This window comes from Micromonospora sp. NPDC047644 (assembly GCF_040704315.1).
GTDB lineage: Bacteria > Actinomycetota > Actinomycetes > Mycobacteriales > Micromonosporaceae > Micromonospora.
Genome location: NZ_JBEYSY010000007.1, coordinates 93538 through 111194, shown reverse-complemented (window position 1 = coordinate 111194; position 17657 = coordinate 93538). Strand labels below are relative to the sequence as shown.

Sequence of the window (17657 nt, the reverse complement as noted above, 5' to 3'; positions counted from 1 at the left end):
GCCCCGCAGTCGCGAACGAAAGGCTGGCCCGGTGAGCGCGAGTAGCGAGCTGCGGATCATGCGGGGCCGGGAGTGGTCCCGGCCGGTCCGGCCGGCCCGGCGGGAGGTCCTCAGCGCATTCCCCGAGTTGGAGCAGGGGCGACCGCCGCTGCTGTTCGTACCCGGGTTCGGGCACGGCGCGTGGGCGTTCGCCGAGCACTGGTTGGGCCACGTGGCGTCGCGGGGGTTCCCGGCGTACGCGGTGAGCCTGCGCGGGCACGGTGGCAGCGAGCCGGCGCCGGAGGCGACGCTGCGGGCGTACGCCCACGACGTGGTCCAGGTGGCCGCGAGCCTGCCGCGGCAGGCGGTGCTGGTGGGGCACGGCGCCGGGGCGCTGGTGGTGGCACACGCGTTGGCCCGCTACCCGGCGCGGGGCGCGGTGCTGGTGGCGCCGGTCTTCGGCGGGTGGGGAGTGCTGGGCGCGGCGTTGCGCCGCAACCCGGCGGGCACGTTGCCGGCGGTGTTCGGCGGGCCGTTGCGGCTCAACCGGGGGCAGTTGTTCAGCCGCGAGTTGCCCGACGAGGAGGCCCGGCGGTATGTCGGACGCCTCGGCCGGGCGGGTCGGCGGGCACAGTGGGCGCTGCTGGGCGAGCCGGAGGCCGAGCCGGCCGTGGGCGCGCCCCCGGTGTTGGTGCTGGGCAGCCCGGACGACCGGGTGGTGCCGGCGTCGACGTTGACCCGGGTGGCCCGCCGGTACGGGTCGGCCCCGCTGCTCTTTCCCGGCATGGGCCACGACCTGATGCTGGACGCCCGGTGGGCGGAGCCGATCGACGCCATCCTGGACTGGCTGGAGAAGGAGCCGGCAGCGCACTGAGCGGCCAGGCCGCCGGCGGTCAGCCGCCGGCCTGGTGGACGGCCGGGCTGCCCGCCGGGGTGGCCGGTCGGGGCACCCGGGCAGCGCCGTCGGGGCCGGTGTCGGTGCTGGTCAGGCGACTGATCAGGGCACCACCCTCGTCCAGGGCACGCAGGTAGGAGCGGGCCCAGGCCCGGATGTCGTGCTGGTGCAGATGGGCACGCATGGCCCGCATCCGCTGCACGGTGTCGGCCGGGTCGGCCCGTAGCGCCGCGCGCAGGGCCTGTTTGAGCCCTTCCAGGTCGTGCGGGTTGACCAGGTACGCCTGGGACAGCTCGGCGGCGGTGCCGGCGAACTCGCTGAGCAGCAGCGCGCCGGTGTCGTCGACCCGCGCGGCCACGTACTCCTTGGCGACCAGGTTCATCCCGTCGCGTAGCGGGGTCACCGCCATCACGTCGGCGACCCGGTACAGCGCGGCCAGCTCGGCCCGGTCGAAGGGCTGGGTGAGGTAGTGGATCGCCGGCTCACCGACCCGACCGAACTCGCCGTTGATCCGGCCGACTTCGCGTTCGATGCGTTCGCGCAGGATCTGGTACTGGCCGACGCGTTCCCGGCTCGGCATCGCGACCTGCACCAGCACGGTGTCGCGGACCTTGACGTCGCCGCTGGCCAGCAACTCGCTGTACGCCTTGAGGCGCTGCTCGATGCCCTTGGTGTAATCCATCCGGTCCACGCTGAGGACGACCTGCCGGGGATCGCCGAGGTCCTGCCGGAGTCGGTGGGCCCGGGCGGCAACGTCCGGGCGGTCGGCGAGCGCGGCCATCTCGGCGGTGTCGATGGAGACCGGGAACGCGCCGATGCGGACGACCCGGTCGTCGATGCCGATCCGCCGGTCGGTGGCCGGCAGCTCCAGCACCCGGGTCACCAACTGGGCGAAGTTGTGCGCCGCCTGCCCCCGCTGAAAACCGACCAGGTCCGCGCCGAGCATGCCGCGCAGCAGTTCGGCCCGCCGGGGCAGTTGCATGAACAACTCCGGCGGCGGAAACGGGACGTGCAGGAAGAACCCGATGCGCAGGTCCGGGCGGAGCGCGCGCAGCAGACCGGGGACCAGTTGCAGGTGGTAATCCTGCACCCAGACCACCCCACCCGGCTCGGCCACCTCCGCGGTCGCCTCGGCGAAGCGCTGGTTGACCCGCTGGTACGCCTCCCACCACCGGCGGTGGTGTTGTGGCTGCTCCACCGAGTCGTGGTAGAGCGGCCAGAGGGTGGCGTTGGCGAACCCCTCGTAGTGGTCGCGCAGGTCTTCCGGGCTGAGCGCGACGGTGTGCATCCGCACGCCGTCCACGTCGGGCAGGGCGGGGGCCGGCCCGGTGCCACCGGCCCAGCCGACCCAGGTGGCTGGGGTGTGTCGCAGGAGCGGGAGCAGCGCGCTGACCAACCCACCCGGGCTGCGCCGCCACTCGCAGGCCCCGTCGGGGGCCTGATTGTCGTCGATGGGGAGGCGGTTGGCCACCACCACGAGAGAACTCTGTCGCATCTCGGGCATTCCGATCAGCAGAGGACTGACCGCCGCGAGCAAGGAAAAACCGGTCAGTCAGCGGGGGAAGTGACGTACAGCGGTATTCCTACTGACAGTAAGTTACACCACTGTTACGCGCCCGGCGGGGCGCTGCTGTCTCGGGATGCGGGCCGACCGTCAGACGACGGCGCCGTTGTCCGGGTCGTCCTCGTCCTCGTCGCCGGGGCGCAGCCGCCAGATCAGCGTGACGAAACCGGCCAGGATGCCGGTGAACCCGAACAGCGTGACCGCCGAGCGGTCGATCGGGAGCAGCCACGGGAAGAGGAACAGCACGAACCCGACGACCACCCCGAGTACGCCGATCACCGCGTACTTGCTGACCCGCGGCAGCGGCGGCGGTGGCGGCGGGTGGTAGCCCTCGTCGTCCTCGTCGTCGGGCAGGTCGGCGCCGAAGGTGTCCAACCCGTCCAGCAGCGACGGCTCGTCCGGCCGGGTGCCGCGCCCCACCGAGATTCCGGAGATGTCCGTCGCGGACGGCAGCCGGCGAACGTCGGTGGCGGTCGGACCCGGTTCGTCGGTGCCGGAGCGCGTCAGCGGCCCGGAGGTCGGCTCGTCCCGGGTGTCCCGCTCGTCCACGTCCTCCGAGGCCGGCCACGGGTTGTCACCGGGCGTGGAGGTGGTGTGGAAGCCGGCCACGATCCGTGCCCACTCGGCGTCGATGTCCGGTTCGTCGCGAGCCGGTGGCTGCTCCGGGGCGGTCTCGTCGGCGAGCTGGGTCAGGTAGTCCCGGGCGGTGGTCAGGTGCGAGCGGTCGACGTAGAGCCGGTCGACCGGCCGGGCCGGCACCGTGGTGGTGCGGGTGACCGGGTTGAGGTCGGCGGAGGGCTGGAGGTAGGCGGCGATCCCACCGGCGGCCAGCACGTCGAGCAGGTGCTCACCGACGCGCGGATCGACGTCGCCGACGACGGCGTACTCGTTCGCGTCGAGCCCATTGTCCCGCCGTCCCCGGCGGGCCCCACCCGCTGACACCCGGACATCCCCCTTTAACGCGCCTTCCGGCGCGGCCACCTCTGCCCTTCGACGCCCGTCCGCACGCCGTGCTTTGAATCGTGACACGTCAGGACCCGGTTCCGGGAGTGCGTTGTGTCGCGTCTTCCAAAGTCACGGCTGCTACCGCAGGTCGCGGCGGGGCTCCTTTGTCCGTTCTTGCGCGACACGTGCGATCTCGGTGATCGTTGGCAGCGGGGCGATGTGACACGCCGAGCGTCGCCCTGCTGACCTGCCAGCGATCGATGAGTGCGGAGAGGCCCACGTGACGGATGGTGAACACGAATACCTACAGTGGAAGGGCGGGGAGTGACAGCCGTGCACTGAGGGGTTGAGATGGATCTGGCGCTGGGCATCACCCGCTGGCTGGCTGGTCCCGTCGCGAAGGTCGTCGACGCCGACGGCGAGACGCCCGAGGAGCGCCGCGCCGAGGTGATCGAGCACGCGAGCCTGCCGGGGGACGACCTGGCCGACCTCGGCCTGCGGCACGTCACCCTGGCGGCCGCCTGGTTCGTCCTGTTCGGGGTGACGTTCACCCTCGGGGCGCTCGTCCTGGTCCCGGTGTCCGTCTTCGCCGACGAGCAGGTCAAGGACCTGGCGTTCGACGTCGGCGAGTGGGCGATCTTCTTCCCCTTCTGGATGATGGCCGTGCACGCCGCGAAGATGCTGCTGGTCTGGTATCTGCCCAAGCGTCTGTGGAACCCCCGGAGCCGGTTGTGGCGGGCGGCGATGCTGGCCCGCTCGCCCGACTACCTGCTCGCGGCCCTGCTGACCGGGGTCAACGCGTTCGCCTGGTGAACGTGAACGGGGTCGACGCCTCGGCTGCGGGCATCGTCCGTTGTGGTGCGAGCGCTCGCTTCGTAGGCTCGTCGGCGACGACGGCTGGCGCTGTCGCGGGCACACCACGGAAGGGACGCCGGTGCTCTACTGGCTGCTGAAGTACGTCATCCTCGGTCCGCTGCTCAAGCTGATCTTCCGCCCGCAGGTGGAGGGCCTGGGCAACGTCCCGGCGACCGGTCCGGTGATCCTGGCGAGCAACCACCTCTCCTTCTCCGACTCGATCTTCACGCCGTTGATCACCGCCCGGAAGGTCACCTTCGTCGCCAAGGCCGAGTACTTCACCGGCAAGGGGATCAAGGGCTGGCTGACCAGGATGTTCTTCGTCGGCACCGGCACGATTCCGGTGGACCGCTCCGGCGGCCGGGCCGCGCGCGCCGCCCTGGACACCCAGTTGCAGGTGCTGCGGGCCGGGGGAGTGGCCGGCATCTACCCCGAGGGCACCCGCTCCCCGGACGGACGGCTCTACCGGGGCAAGACCGGGGTGGCCCGGCTCGCCCTGGAGAGCGGCGCGGTGGTGGTGCCGGTGGCGATGCTCAACGCCGACGAGATCCAGCCCCCGGGCAAGCTCATCCCCAAGATCGATCGGGTGCGGATCCGGTTCGGCGCGCCGTTGGACTTCTCCCGCTACGCCGGGCTGGCCGGTGACCGGTTCGTCGAGCGCGCGGTCACCGACGAGATCATGTACGAGTTGATGGAACTCTCCGGCCGGGAGTACGTGGACGTCTACGCCCAGAAGCTCAAGCAGCCCGTTGCGACGCCGCTGGCCGCCTGAGTCACCGCCGGCCCCGGTCGGCGGTCAGGGCAGGTGGAGCAGGGCGGGGGCGTGGTGGCGGTTGGCGAAGTCGTGCAGGCGGGCCCGGGTCGCCGCGGCGGCGGGTGGGTCGGTCTCGGCAAGCGGGCCGATGGCCAGCGCCAGCGTGATGATCTCGTCGGTCACGTCGTTCATCCGGGCGTAGCTCGCCGCCGCCGAGCGCAGCAGGTTCGCCGCGGTCGAGGGATCCCCGGCGTACCGGGCCAACGTGGCGTCGGCGACCTGACCGGCCGCGTGAGCCCACGGGGTCGTCCGGGGCGCCCGGTCGAGCAATTGTCGGACCAGCCGGGCCGCGTCCGCGCCGAGCACCCCGGCGACGTGCCCGACGGCCGGCACCCACTCCGCGAACGGGATCATCCGGGTCCGCCGCCAGTCCTCGTTCAGCTCCGTGAGCAGCGCCATCGCCTCGTCCCGGCGGCCCTGCGCCGCCCGGCAGAGGGCGGCGTGCGCCAGGGTGGAGCGCAGCACCCGGTGGAATCCGGTACGCCGCGCCGCGACCAGCGCCTGCTCGACCAGATCCCCACCCGGCGCGTCCGACCCCACGGTGTCGTCGGGCCCGCCTGGGCCGACCAGCTCGGCTCCGGCCAGGCCGCGCATCCAACCCGAGACGGCCACGATGTGCAGATCCCACTCCGCTGTCGGCCGCCGGGTCGACTCCGCCGCCATCGCCAGCGCCGCCGTCCAGTCACCCGCGTAGTACGACCGCGCCCACTGGTCGGCGAAGTTTGTGGCGAGGCTGTGCTCGCCGCCCAGGTCGAGGGTGAGCTGCTCGTCGACCAACCGGGCCGAGCCGGCCAGGTCGCCCTCCTCCTGCAACGCCCAGGCCAGGTTCTGCACCGCCCGGCGGCGACTGGTCAGCCGCTCCACCCGGCAGTGCTCGGTCACCTCCGCCAGCTCCGGGAACGCCTCGGCGGAGCCGGCCAGGTAGCGCGCCACGGCCAGGGTGATCCGCGCGTTGGCCTGGACCTCGCGCAGCTGGAGCCGCTCGGCGAGGGACGCCGCCGCCTGCGCCGCGGTGCACGCCGGCTCGGTCTCCGCGTTGAGCATGTGCACCCGGGCCAGCTCCAGCAGCGCGCCCGCCTTCTCCTGACTGTCCGGCAGGTCGCCGTAGATGCCGATCGCCTGGTCCAGGCAGTGCAGGGTCGCCGACCGGTCGGCCCGACTCCAGGCCGCGGTGGCCAGCAGCGTCCAGGCGCGCGCCGCCCCCGTCCGGTCGCCGCTCGCGGTGAGCCGAGCGGCCAGCCGGGAGAGGATGTCCGTGCCCCCCGCCACCAGGAAGGCGTCCCCGTCCCGATAGAACGCCAGCTGGGCGTCGAACAGTTCCAGCGCCGGGTCCGGCCCGACGTCCAGGGCCAGCGCCCGGCCGACCAGCGCGGCGGCGGTGTCCAGCGCGTGCAGCTCGTACGCGCGGCGGGCCGCCCGGTGCAGCGCGGCCCGCGCCGGCGGGGCGTAGGGGGCGGTGTCCAGCCCGACCGTCCGGGCGATCTGGTGCGCCGCCCAGCGATGGTTGGCCAGCACCTCGGCCAGGTCGTACTGCCGGCCGTCGGTGAGCTGTGCCATCCAGTCCGCGGTGCGTTGGTGGCGCAGCACCCGTTCGGCCCGGGGCAGTCGCTGGTAGCAGACGTCGCGTACCAGGATGTGCCGGAACCGGTACTCGGACTTTCCGGGCATCGTCGACGTGCTCTGCTCGTAGACCAGGTCGCGACGTTGCAGGCGGTCCAGCGCGCGCTCCACCCACTCCACCGGCCGTCCCAAGGCCATCGCCACCGGTGGGGCCCAGAACACCACGCCGACCACGGCGGCGGCCTGGAGCACCGCCCGGTCGGCCGGGTCCAGCAGGTCGAGCCGGTTGGCGATGACCGCCTGCACGGTGCGGGGCATCTCCGCGCCGCCGTCGAGGTCGGGGTGGGCGGTCGCGCCGACCGCGTCGAGCAGGCCGCCGTCCAGCAGCATCCGGGCGTACTCCTGGGCGTAGAGCGGGTTGCCGTCGGCGAACTCGATCAGCGGAGTACGCGAGCTGGACGGCAGCGTCGCCTGTCCCAGCAGCAGCGAGTAGAGCGTGTCGATGTCCGTGTCGTGCATCGGCGGCACCGAGATGGACATCGCGCCACTGATCGTGCCGGTCCAGGCCGGGTGCCGTTCCCGCAGCTCCGGCCGGGCGGTCGCCACGACCAGCAGCGGTACGCCGCGGGCTGACGCGCCCAACTGCTCGACGAAGGCGAGCATCGGCTGGTCCGCCCAGTGCATGTCCTCGAAGACCAGCACGGTCGGGTTGGTGGTCGCCAGGGTGATCAGGAACCGCCGCCAGGCGGCCTCGGTCTCACCGGGGGTGAGCCGTTCACCGGGTACGCCGATCAGCGGGCCGAGCGCCTCGGCCAGGCGGGTCGCGTGCGGGTCGGCGAGCTGCCCCAGCCGGGACCGTAGCCGTTCGCGCAGCGCGGTCGGGCCGTCGACCTCCGGCACGCCCACCCAGGTCTTCACGATGTCCGACAGGGCGGCCCAGGTGACGTTCTCGCCGAACGGCGGGCACTGCCCGACGAGCCAGGTGATCGGCGGTCCGGGCAGGCTGCCGGCGTGCCGGGCCAGCTCGCGCAGCAGCCGGCTCTTGCCCACCCCGGCCGGGCCGAACACCGTCACCAACTGCGACGTCCGTTCGGTCACCATCCGGTGCAGCGCGTTGACCAGCAGGCCGCGCTCGTGCTCCCGGTCCACCATCGGGGTCAGCTCGGCGCCGCGCGGGTCCCGGTGTGGTCGCACCTGGACGGCCAGCCAGATCCGGCTCACCGCGGAGCGGCCGCGCAGGGTGACCGGTGGTTGGTCCGCGTACTCCATCTCGTGTCGGGTGGCCGACCAGGTGCTCTCGTCGACCACGACGCCGCCCGGCGGGGCGAACCCCTGTAGGCGGGAGGCCGTGTTGACCACGTCTCCGGTCACGAAGGCCTGCCCACCGTCGCGGGTGGCGGAGAGGTCGACCAGGGCCTCGCCGGTCGCGATGCCGACCCGGAAGCTCAGCGGGGGCTGCGGACCGGCGGGCTGGCGGGCCAGGCTCCGTTGCAGCTCCAGTCCGGCGCGGACGCACCGCAACGCGTCGTTGTCGGTGGCCACCGGCGCGCCGAACAGCGCCATCGCCGCGTCGCCGATGTACTTCTCGACCACCCCGCCGTACTGGTGCACGATCCGGCGCACCGTGGCGAAGTAGGTCTGCTGCAGACTGCGGGCCTGCTCGGGGTCGGCCCGCTCCGCGTAGCTGGTGAAGTCCACGATGTCGACGAAGAGCACGCTGACCTGACGCCGGTCCTCCTGCACCGCGACGGCGTGGTCGCGCAGCGGTTGACCGCAGCCGGTGCAGAAGTTGACCTCGGTGCTGTTGGTGTGCCCGCAGTGCGCACAGTTGACACCCAGCGGCTGGCCACACCCGCCGCAGAAGCGGTCGTCCGGCCCGGCCGCGCGTGCGCAGTGTCCACACTTGAGGTCGATGTTCAGCTCCGTGGGCGAAAGAGGTCAGTATCGCGCCCGGTCGGCCAGTCGGGTACCCGACGTGCGGACGGGCAACGGCATCGATCGGTCGGGGTTAGTGTTCCGTACCAGGAAGTTTCATGTCAGGGAGAGTGTCGTGCAGGTACGACTGTCCGCCTCGTGGACCGATCCGGGTGGCACGCTCTGGGCGCCGGGCGACACGATCGACGTCGATGCGGTCACTCTCGCCGAACTGGAGGAGCAGGGCATGGTGGAAGAGCCTGAGGGTCAGTCGGGCGGGTCGGGGGAGACCACGACCACCTCGTCGAGCACGTCCACGGCTGGTAAGCCGACCGACCCGAAGAAGATCGGGCCGGGGCCGGGTGCGCCGCCGGCCGACAGCACGGAGAAGTGATCGCCCGGGTGCGGTCGGCGGGCCCTCGGTCCACCGGCCGCACCCGCTCTACGTCGTAGCGTCCCCGGCACGACAGGCACCACACACCGACCAGCTCGGGGCGGGCCCCGGCTACCAGTCGGTCGCTGGCCGGGCGCGACCCGCTGAACCCCACGCGCTGAGCCGCGAGCACGGTGACGCCGGCTGCCACTGGCAGCCGGCGCAGCCGTGCATACGGGTGGGGCCTGTCCAGATCGGACGCTTGAGCGACGTGCCGGTCGGTCAGCGGTCGGCCATGCCGGCGCGGCGGCGCAGCGCGGCCACGTCGGTCACCACGATCCGGCGGCCCTCGGTGCGCAACCAGCCACGGCTGGCGAACGAGCCGATCGCCTGGTTGACGCTCTGCCGAGAACCACCGGCCATCTCGGCCAGTTGGCTCTGGTTGAGCTCGATCGTGATCATCGGTGCCTGGCTTTCGCCCGCCAGTCGCACCAGCGTCTTCGCCACCCGACCGGGCAGGTCGAGGAAGACGTGGTCGGCGTTCTGCTCGGTGAGCCGACGGATCAGCCCGCCCAGTGAGCGCATCACCGCGTCCAGGATGCGGGGGTTGGAGTGCACCAACTCCATGAACGCGCCCCGCGAGAGCGCGAGCGCCGCGCAGTCCTCGATGGCCTCCGCCGAGGCGGACCGGGTGGACGCGTCGAGCAGGGAGACCTCACCGAGCACGTCCGGTGGACGGATAACCGACAGCACGGCCCGCTCGCCGGTGGGCGCGGTGCGAAAGACCGCCACCGCACCGCGGCGCAGCACGATCAGAGACTCGCCGGGGTCGTTCTCCACGAAGAGCAGTTGGCCCTTGCGGTAGGTGCGCGGAACGGCGGCAGCGATGACGCGCTGCCGCACCTCGGGCTCCAGCCCGGCGAACATCTCGACACCCGTGAGCGCGTCACCCGGCTCCGGCAGGCGAACCTCCACGGCCCAACCCCTCCCCCGGTCATGGACCACAACTCGCTCACCGGGCGAACCTGATGGGCCCCGACAAGGTGAACTGACGCCGATCCGGCGTCCGGTAGCGGTACACATCAGATCATGACGGTCCGGTCGCTTGCTGTACACCCCTCGAAGCACTTCCGTGACCGTCACGGTCCGCGACGCGCCGTACGCGAAGTGTCGCGGCGGTGCGCTCCACCGCCGGACGGGCCCCGCCCGACGCGGCCGGGCGGCGGTGGGCGAGGATGCCCGGAATGGTCTACCGCTACTTCTACGACTGCGAGTTCATCGAGGACGGCACGACCGTCGACCTCGTCTCGATCGGTGTCGTCGACGAGTACGGCCGCGAGTTCTACGCGGTCTCCACCGAGTTCGACGACTCCCGCGCCGTGCCCTGGGTTCGACGCAACGTGCTGGACAAGCTGCCCTCCCCGGCGGACCGGGCCTGGCGCTCGCGTGAGCGCATCCGCGACGACCTGTACGACTTCCTGATGGAGCCGATCCGGGACCGGCCGGGGGAGCAGTTGGAGCTGTGGGCCTGGTTCGCCGCGTACGACCACGTGGTGCTCGCCCAGCTCTGGGGCGCGATGCCGGCGCTGCCCCGGGAGATTCCCCGCTACACCAAGGAGCTGCGGCAGCTCTGGGACGACCGGGGCCGCCCGCCCCTGCCGGACGCGGACGCGGCCCGGCACGACGCGCTGGTCGATGCCCGGCACAATCTGGCCCGCTGGCGGGCGATGACCTCCCGCTGAGGGTGGCCGCGCCGCCGTAGGTTTGACCGGTTCTGTCCCGGGCAACGGTTCGACCAGCCGAGCCGAGGGAGATTGCCATGAGCCACCAGCCGAGCAGCGCGGCGGAGGCACGCGCCCGAGTCACCGGGCTGGCCCGGGCCGCGCGGATCTGCATGCTCACCACGACCGCTCTGGACGGGCGGCAGGTGAGTCGACCGATGGGGCTCCAGGAGGCCGAGTTCGACGGCGAGCTGTGGTTCTTCGCCTACGCCGACTCGGCCAAGGTCCGCCAGCTCCGGGTGAACCCGGAGGTCAACGTCGCCTTCTCCGACCAGAAGCACAACGCGTGGGTGTCGATCTCCGGCACCGCCACCGAGGGGTTCGACCGGGCCCGAGCCGAGCGGCTGTGGAACCCGCTGCTCAAGGCGTGGTTCCCCGACGGGCTGGACACCCCCGGTCTCACGTTGATCAAGGTGCACGCCAGCTCCGCCGAGTATTGGGACTCGCCGAACAGCACGGTGGTGAACCTGCTCGACTACGCCAGGGCCGCGGTCACCGGCCGGCCGCCGAAGGCCGGCGAGAACCACGAGGTGACCTATTGACCGGGGCCGGGTGCCCGGGGCGCGCTGTCGTCGTACCGGCGGGCCGACTACAGTTCGCAGTGACGGCCCGCCCCGGGCCGGCAACGGCGCCGATGGTCTGACCTGACACATACCCTGGGGCATATCGGGCTTTACCTGATGCTCCAGGAGGATGAGCGGATCATGCGTATCGGCGTGCTCACCGGCGGCGGCGACTGCCCGGGTCTCAACGCGGTCATCCGGGCGGTGGTCCGCAAGGGCGTCGCCACTTACGGTCACGAGTTCGTGGGCTTCCGGGACGGCTGGAAGGGCCCGCTGGAGGGTCTGTCCCGCCCGCTGGACATCGCGGACGTTCGCGGCATTCTGCCCCGCGGCGGCACCATCCTCGGCTCGTCCCGGACCAACCCGTTCAAGATCGAGAACGGCGTCGAGCGGATCAAGGACAACCTCGCCGCCCAGGGCGTGGACGCGCTGATCGCGATCGGCGGCGAGGACACCCTCGGCGTGGCCACCAAGCTCTACGAGCTGGGCGTGCAGGTCGTCGGCGTGCCGAAGACGATCGACAACGACCTCGGGGCCACCGACTACACCTTCGGCTTCGACACCGCGGTCAACATCGCGATGGAGGCCATCGACCGGCTGCACACCACGGCGGAGAGCCACCACCGCACCCTGGTCGTCGAGGTGATGGGCCGGCACGCCGGCTGGATCGCCCTGCACGCCGGCCTGGCCGGTGGCGCCAACGTGATCCTGCTGCCCGAGCGTCAGTTCGACGTCGACCAGGTGGCCGGCTACGTCGAGAAGCGCTTCCAGCACCAGTACGCCCCGATCGTCGTGGTCGCCGAGGGCGCCCAGCCGCTCGACGGCCAGATGGTGCTCGCCAACCAGGAGCTCGACTCGTTCGGCCACGTCCGCCTCGGCGGCATCGGTCAGTGGCTCGCCGAGCAGCTGGAGGCCAAGACCGGCAAGGAGGCCCGCACCGTGGTGCTGGGCCACATCCAGCGCGGCGGCACCCCGACCGCCTTCGACCGGGTGCTCGCCACCCGCCTGGGCCTGCAGGCCATCGACGCCGTCAACGACGGCGACTGGGGCAAGATGGTCGCGATGCAGAGCACCGACATCGTCCGGGTGCCCCTCGCCGAGGCCACCCGCGAGCTGAAGACCGTGCCGCTGGAGCGGTACGCCGAGGCCGAGGTCTTCTTCGGCAGCTGATCGATCGTCGGCGGCGCGGCGGGCCTGCGGGTCCGCCGCGCCGCGACCCGATAGAGGGGGTACGGGCCGACATGTCAGCCGGAGTGCACACGGTCGCGGTGATCGGCGCGGGCAAGATCGGTGAGCTGATGCTCTCCGGGTTGCTGCGCTCGGGATGGCCGGTGGACCGGCTGCTCGCCACCGCCCGCCGACCCGCTCGCGCGCAGGAGCTGACCGCCCGGTACGGCGTACGGGTGGTCGACAACCTGACCGCGGTGGACGAGGCCGCTGTGCTCGCAGTCTCGGTCAAGCCGCAGGACGCCGCCGCGCTCCTCGACGAGATCGGCCCCAAGGTTCCGGCCGACAAGCTCGTCATCTCGCTCTGCGCCGGTCTGCCCACCAGCTTCTTCAGCCGCCGGTTGCCCGAGGGCACCCCGGTGGTGCGGGTGATGACCAACACCCCGGCGCTGGTGGACGAGGCGATGACCGCGATCTCGGCCGGCGCGCACGCCACCGGGGCGCACCTCACCCTGGCCGAGGAGATGTTCAAGCCGCTCGGCCAGACGATCCGGGTGCCCGAATCGCAGCAGGACGCTGTCACCGCGCTCTCCGGTTCCGGCCCGGCCTACTTCTACCTCCTCGTCGAAGCCATGATCGACGCAGGAATCCTGCTCGGGCTGCCCCGTCAGGTGGCGCACGAGTTGATCGTGCAGACCGCGATCGGGTCGGCGGTGATGCTGCGCGACTCCGGCGAGCACCCGGTCAAGCTGCGCGAGGCGGTCACCTCACCGGCCGGCACCACCATCTCCGCGATCCGCGAGCTGGAAAAGCACGGCGTACGCGCGGCGTTGCTCGCCGCGCTGGAGGCCGCCCGGGACCGCGCCCGCGAGCTGGCGGCACAGGCCGACTGAGCGGTCGCGCCTCGCACCGGAACGGTCCGGGCACGTCGCGGGGCCGAGCGTGCCGCATACTGGCCCGGTGTTCACACTTGCCCAGGCCCGGCACCTGGTGGCCACCCTGCAACCGCGCGTCGACGAGTTGATCCGGGTCCGGGCCGACCTGGCCGAATTGCGCGCCGACCTGGCCGACCACGGCATGAGCGCGCTCGGCGGGCTGGCCGAGGTCAAGGCACTGGAAGCTCGGTTGCACGGCGTCGTCGACGAGCTGCACCAGCACGACATCCAGGTCAAGGGCATCGCCCCGGTGCTGCTCGACTTCCCCGGTGAGCGGGCCGGCCGTGCCGTGCTCTGGTGCTGGCTGGAGGGCGACTCCGACGTGCGCTGGTACCACCGGGCCGAGTGCGGCTTCGCCGGCCGCCGCCCCCTCTGAACCCTCCCGCCTCACTCGCTTGATCCACTCGGGTTCATGGAAATCGCGGTATTCGAGCGCGGCGGATGCCCCGACTTCCGTGATCCCGAGTGGATCAGGGCTGCGCGGCTCAGCCCGCCGCGGAGGTCGGCAGGACCGGGTCGGGGGCATCGGTCACCGCGAACACCACCACGTTGTCGACGTAGTGGCCACGCCGCCGGTCGAAGTCGCCCCCGCAGGTGACCAGGCGCAGCTCCGCACCGGGCGTCGGCCCGTAGACCACCGCTGTCGGAAAAAGGTCCTTGCGGGTACGCAGCGACCCGGTCACCCGGAACGGCAACCGCTGCCCGCCGCGCCACACCTCCACCAGGTCGCCGGGTCGTAGCTCGCCGAGCCGGGCGAAGACCGCCGGGCCGCGTCGGGAGTCCAGGTGCCCGGCGAGGACGGCCGGACCGGTGTCGCCCGGGGCCGGACCGCCGCCGTACCAGCCGGCGGTGTGGAAGTCGGTCGGCGGAATCAGCACGCCCGCGCGGTCCAGACCGAGCACGGTGAGCGGTGAGTCGACGTCGATGCGCGGTACGCGTACCCGGGTGGGTGGACCGTCCGGCGTGGGCGCGGCGGCCACCGACGGACAGTCGTCGCCGCAGCCGGGGTGCCAGATCGCCGCCGGTGGTGGCGGGCCGGTGGTGGCCAGCCCGACCCCGGTGCCGGCGGCCAGGCAGACCGCCGCGCCGGCCGCGACCAGCGCGGCCAGCGGTGTCCGGCGCTCACGGTGTCGCCGGATCGACGGGTCCGGCCCGGCGCTCACCAGGTGGTGCGCCGCCGCCGACGCCAGAGCAGCAGGGCCACCGCGCCGGCCGCCGCGGCCAGACCGCCGGCCATCAGGGGGTACCCGTCGAGTCCTGCCCCGGCGGTGCCACCGGCACCGGTGTCCACCCCGCCGGCCGGGACGACGGTGCCGCCCTCGGCGTCGCGGCGCAGTTCGGCGGTGAGCCCGCCCTGTTTCGCGTCGAGCACCAGCAGCGAGTAGACGGCGCCGCCGGTGAGCCGCACCTCGGCGTCGGTGCTCGGCCCGCCCGCGCCGGTCAGCTTGAGCCGCCAACTGCCCGGCTCGACCTGCTGGTAGTCGGTGGTGGTGGCGAACTGCACCCCGTCGGCGATCATCGGACCGTTGGCGGCGGCCACGTCGAGCACCGGGGTGCGCACCGACGCCTGCACGACCCGCACCTTGGCGCGGCCGTCGGTGGGGGCGCTGAGATCGTCGTTGAGCACCCGCAGGCCGAGGTCCGCGTGCCGGCCGACACCGGCCACCGTGAAGGCGTCCCCGCTGGTCACCGCGACCTCGGTGGTCAACACCGGGGGGTCGCTGGCGGGGGCGCCCGCCTCGCGCATGGCCACCGCGTACCGGCCCGGCGCGAGTTCGAGGTAGTCGGAGACCACGCCGTAACCGACCCCGGGGAAGACCTGCGGCTTCTCCGCGCCCGGCGCGGCAAGGTAGACGTCCACCGCCGGGGTGTCCGGAGACAGGTGCGCGAGCCGGACGTAACCGACGGTGTCCGCTCCGGCATTGGCCGGAACCGGAATGGCGGCGGTCGCGAGGGCGGTGCCGAGCAGGAGCGCGCCGGAGCCGGCCAGCAGCCGGCGGGGCACGGTACGGAGCGTGTGCATGTCGCCTCCGGGGGCACGTTCGGTGAGCGGGCGGCAACCCAGGGACAGGGTCCCGTGAACAGGACTGCAACGCAAGTTGCCACAGCGATCTTTTTGTTGCTGTCGCTACCGCTCGCGGATGGCGAGGAGGCCGAACAGGTCGGGGACCCCGCCGGGGCCCGCCTCGACGACCCGGACCAGCCGAAGGCCGGCGTCCACTGTCGCGTTCACCAGGTCGGCGAGGGGGACGTGCCAGGCACCCACCCGCACCCGCACGCCGGTGACGTTCCAACTGTCGAAGCTGTGCGACCGGTCGGCGTACCGGGCGTCGACGACGACACGCGGATGGTGACTCCAGTCGGCGAACGCGCCCACGAAACACGGGTGCACACCCACGTGGACGAACCGCCCGCCGGGGCGCAGCACCCGGGCGACCTCGCGCAGCGCGGCCGGGTAGTCGGGCAGGTCGGTGCTGGCCAGCACGCACATCGCGGCCGGCAGCGACGCGTCGGCGACCGGCAGGGCGCCCGCGTCACCCCGGACCACCGGCAGCCGCCCTCGCGCGTGCCGCAACTGCCCGCCGGACAGGTCCACGCCCACCGGCGTCCACCCCAGATCCGTCGGCACCCGAGCATGCGCACCGGTGCCGCAGCAGATATCGAGGCAGGGACCCTCGCCCGCGCCGAGCAGGTCCGCCACCGTCGCGTGCACCCGCCGCAGATAGTCGCCGCCGCCGGAGATGAAGCCCTCGTACCAGTCCGCGTGGGCGTCGTACGCCGGTGTGCTCGTCGTCCCCATTCGCCGAGGCTACGAGTCGGCGTCCACCAGGGAGACCCGTTCTTCCGACGGCAGAAGTGGGGCGTTTGCGTCCGCTCCGGTGTGGCTACTGAACAGCAGTGGTGACGAAGGCCGATGCGGGGGACACCTGGTTCCGACGATCCCGTTGGTGGGTGCTGGCCCGGGTGGCCTGCGCGGGCCTTGTGGTCCTGCCGGCCTTCGCGTTGCTCGGGGTCGCGTTCGGCAACGCCTGGTACCACCCGCTTCCGCACGGGCCGATACTTCTGTGGGCGGCGATCCGCTACCCCGTGCAACTACGACGTCAGGGTGGGCTGCCATTTCGGCTGACCCGTGACTTCCTCGAACTGACCCTGCCCGCCGGCGGGACGGTGCAGGTCGACTGGGCCGACCTGCACCGAGCCGAGGTACGCGGCCGGATCAGCCCGAGCCTGATCCTCGACATCGCTGACCGGGATCGGACCCGGCCGGTGCTGGACCGCTGGGAATGGGGTCGGGTGGGCGGGTGGAACCGGGCACGCGGGCGGAACTCACAGGAGGTCCACTTGTCGGTGGTTGCCGTCACGCCGAACCTCCACCGGCTGCGCGCCGAACTGGCGTACCGGGTGGCCGGCGTCGCGGAAGAGCCGTCGCCCGATCCCACCACCTGACCCCGCCCGAAGCCCCGCGCCGGCCGTGACCGGCCCACCGGGACCACGGCGGTCGCCTATTCTCGGGCGCTGCTCAGCGGGTGGCGGCGGCCACGGCGGCGCGCACCTTCGCGGCGTCGCCCGGGGCCGGGTGCTCCCAGTCGGTCGGGCTCGCCGAGTAGAGCGTGCCGTACGCCGGGGTGTCCGGCTGGTAGCGCCACCCCTCGGCCAGCGGGCCGACGTCCACCGCGTCGTAGCCGATCCGGTCCAGGAAGGCGGTCACTTCGGCCTTCGCGGCGGCGTCGTCACCGGCGATCGCGAGGGCGCTGCGGTCGGCCGCGCCGGTCGGCCGGGGGAGCGCGGCCAGGCCCTTGAAGTAGATGTTGTTAAAGACCTTGACCACTCGCGAGTCCGGCAGGTGCCGCTGGAGCAGTTCGCTGCTGGTGGTCTCGCCCGAATCCAGCTCCGGGAAGGTGCCGTCGCGCTGCGGGTAGTAGTTGTTGGTGTCGATGACGACCTTGCCGGCCAGCGGTTCGACGGGCACCGCGCGGTACGCCTTCAGCGGCACACTGACCACCACCAGGTCGCCCACCTGTGCGGCGTCCTGCGCCGTGCCGGCGCTGGCGTGCCCGCCCAGGGTCTCCACCAGGTCGGTGAGGGTTTCCGGGCCCCGCGAGTTGCTCAGCACCACGTCGTAGCCGGCGTCGACGGCCAGCCGTGCCACGGTGCCGCCGATGTTGCCACTGCCGATCAGTCCCACAGTTGTCATGCTCGTTCCCAACTCCGTCCACCCACGACGAATTCCCGACCGGACTGGTGGGTTATTCGGATCACCCGCTGCCGGCAGCTACGCGGACTGCTCGCGATCGTCGTCGCCCGGCGAATG

General features: G+C 72.4%; 18 protein-coding genes. 10 read left to right on the top strand and 8 right to left on the bottom strand.

What is annotated here, in order from left to right; translation table 11 throughout:
* The first annotated feature begins 58 nt into the window (after nucleotides 1-58).
* Nucleotides 59-853 (top strand): alpha/beta fold hydrolase, encoded by a 795-nt coding sequence (locus tag AB0877_RS13325; protein WP_366609034.1) that lies wholly within the window; start codon nucleotides 59-61, stop codon nucleotides 851-853.
* 19 nt (nucleotides 854-872) lie between these two features.
* Here AB0877_RS13325 and AB0877_RS13320 read toward each other — a convergent pair whose 3' ends face one another.
* Both AB0877_RS13320 and AB0877_RS13315 read right to left on the bottom strand, forming a co-directional pair.
* Nucleotides 873-2369 carry a trehalose-6-phosphate synthase gene (locus tag AB0877_RS13320; RefSeq protein WP_366608816.1) on the bottom strand — a complete coding sequence of 499 codons (1497 nt, stop codon included), beginning with the start codon at nucleotides 2367-2369 and terminating at the stop codon, nucleotides 873-875.
* A gap of 159 nt (nucleotides 2370-2528) precedes the next feature.
* Nucleotides 2529-3380: a DUF308 domain-containing protein gene (locus tag AB0877_RS13315; protein WP_366608815.1), complete on the bottom strand. Its 852-nt coding sequence runs from the start codon at nucleotides 3378-3380 to the stop codon at nucleotides 2529-2531.
* A gap of 354 nt (nucleotides 3381-3734) precedes the next feature.
* Between AB0877_RS13315 and AB0877_RS13310 the strand changes: the two genes are divergently transcribed.
* Both AB0877_RS13310 and AB0877_RS13305 read left to right on the top strand, forming a co-directional pair.
* Complete coding sequence (locus AB0877_RS13310) at nucleotides 3735-4196, top strand: hypothetical protein (protein ID WP_366608814.1); 462 nt, start codon at nucleotides 3735-3737, stop codon at nucleotides 4194-4196.
* A 121-nt stretch (nucleotides 4197-4317) separates the two neighbouring features.
* Nucleotides 4318-5010 carry a lysophospholipid acyltransferase family protein gene (locus AB0877_RS13305; protein ID WP_366608813.1) on the top strand — a complete coding sequence of 231 codons (693 nt, stop codon included), beginning with the start codon at nucleotides 4318-4320 and terminating at the stop codon, nucleotides 5008-5010.
* A gap of 24 nt (nucleotides 5011-5034) precedes the next feature.
* On the opposite strand, the gene AB0877_RS13300 is transcribed toward AB0877_RS13305, so the two are convergent.
* Nucleotides 5035-8526 (bottom strand): adenylate/guanylate cyclase domain-containing protein, encoded by a 3492-nt coding sequence (locus AB0877_RS13300; protein ID WP_366609033.1) that lies wholly within the window; start codon nucleotides 8524-8526, stop codon nucleotides 5035-5037.
* Nucleotides 8527-8662: 136 nt separating this feature from the next.
* Between AB0877_RS13300 and AB0877_RS13295 the strand changes: the two genes are divergently transcribed.
* The gene (locus AB0877_RS13295) at nucleotides 8663-8920 is read left to right on the top strand and encodes a hypothetical protein (RefSeq protein ID WP_366608812.1); all 258 of its coding nucleotides are present in this window, start codon (nucleotides 8663-8665) and stop codon (nucleotides 8918-8920) included.
* 261 nt (nucleotides 8921-9181) lie between these two features.
* Here AB0877_RS13295 and AB0877_RS13290 read toward each other — a convergent pair whose 3' ends face one another.
* Nucleotides 9182-9874: a Crp/Fnr family transcriptional regulator gene (locus AB0877_RS13290; protein WP_091407574.1), complete on the bottom strand. Its 693-nt coding sequence runs from the start codon at nucleotides 9872-9874 to the stop codon at nucleotides 9182-9184.
* A 269-nt stretch (nucleotides 9875-10143) separates the two neighbouring features.
* Here AB0877_RS13290 and AB0877_RS13285 point away from each other — a divergent pair, with 269 nt between their 5' ends.
* The 5 genes from AB0877_RS13285 (at nucleotide 10144) to AB0877_RS13265 (ending at nucleotide 13721) form a co-directional block, all read left to right on the top strand.
* Complete coding sequence (locus AB0877_RS13285) at nucleotides 10144-10641, top strand: polyadenylate-specific 3'-exoribonuclease AS (protein ID WP_366609032.1); 498 nt, start codon at nucleotides 10144-10146, stop codon at nucleotides 10639-10641.
* 77 nt (nucleotides 10642-10718) lie between these two features.
* The gene (locus AB0877_RS13280) at nucleotides 10719-11222 is read left to right on the top strand and encodes a pyridoxamine 5'-phosphate oxidase family protein (protein WP_366608811.1); all 504 of its coding nucleotides are present in this window, start codon (nucleotides 10719-10721) and stop codon (nucleotides 11220-11222) included.
* A gap of 162 nt (nucleotides 11223-11384) precedes the next feature.
* Nucleotides 11385-12413: a 6-phosphofructokinase gene (locus tag AB0877_RS13275; RefSeq protein WP_366609031.1), complete on the top strand. Its 1029-nt coding sequence runs from the start codon at nucleotides 11385-11387 to the stop codon at nucleotides 12411-12413.
* A 71-nt stretch (nucleotides 12414-12484) separates the two neighbouring features.
* On the top strand, nucleotides 12485-13303 hold the full coding sequence (gene proC / locus AB0877_RS13270) for a pyrroline-5-carboxylate reductase (protein ID WP_238667415.1): 819 nt from the start codon (nucleotides 12485-12487) through the stop codon (nucleotides 13301-13303).
* 67 nt (nucleotides 13304-13370) lie between these two features.
* The gene (locus AB0877_RS13265) at nucleotides 13371-13721 is read left to right on the top strand and encodes a DUF2203 domain-containing protein (protein WP_366608810.1); all 351 of its coding nucleotides are present in this window, start codon (nucleotides 13371-13373) and stop codon (nucleotides 13719-13721) included.
* Between the two features lie 109 nt (nucleotides 13722-13830).
* Here the strand turns inward: AB0877_RS13265 and AB0877_RS13260 are convergent, their stop codons facing one another.
* The 3 genes from AB0877_RS13260 to AB0877_RS13250 form a co-directional block, all read right to left on the bottom strand.
* Nucleotides 13831-14508 (bottom strand): class F sortase, encoded by a 678-nt coding sequence (locus tag AB0877_RS13260; RefSeq protein ID WP_366608809.1) that lies wholly within the window; start codon nucleotides 14506-14508, stop codon nucleotides 13831-13833.
* Nucleotides 14505-15368 carry a DUF4397 domain-containing protein gene (locus AB0877_RS13255; RefSeq protein WP_366608808.1) on the bottom strand — a complete coding sequence of 288 codons (864 nt, stop codon included), beginning with the start codon at nucleotides 15366-15368 and terminating at the stop codon, nucleotides 14505-14507. The genes AB0877_RS13260 and AB0877_RS13255 overlap by 4 nt, the downstream gene beginning before the upstream one ends.
* Before the next feature lie 105 nt (nucleotides 15369-15473).
* The gene (locus AB0877_RS13250; RefSeq protein ID WP_366608807.1) at nucleotides 15474-16145 is read right to left on the bottom strand and encodes a methyltransferase domain-containing protein; all 672 of its coding nucleotides are present in this window, start codon (nucleotides 16143-16145) and stop codon (nucleotides 15474-15476) included.
* 101 nt (nucleotides 16146-16246) lie between these two features.
* On the opposite strand from AB0877_RS13250, the gene AB0877_RS13245 reads away from it, so the two are divergent.
* On the top strand, nucleotides 16247-16792 hold the full coding sequence (locus AB0877_RS13245; RefSeq protein ID WP_366608806.1) for a hypothetical protein: 546 nt from the start codon (nucleotides 16247-16249) through the stop codon (nucleotides 16790-16792).
* A gap of 73 nt (nucleotides 16793-16865) precedes the next feature.
* Here the strand turns inward: AB0877_RS13245 and AB0877_RS13240 are convergent, their stop codons facing one another.
* Entirely contained in the window at nucleotides 16866-17540 is a 675-nt protein-coding gene (locus AB0877_RS13240; protein ID WP_366608805.1) for an NADPH-dependent F420 reductase, read from the bottom strand.
* Between the last annotated feature and the right edge of the window lie 117 nt (nucleotides 17541-17657).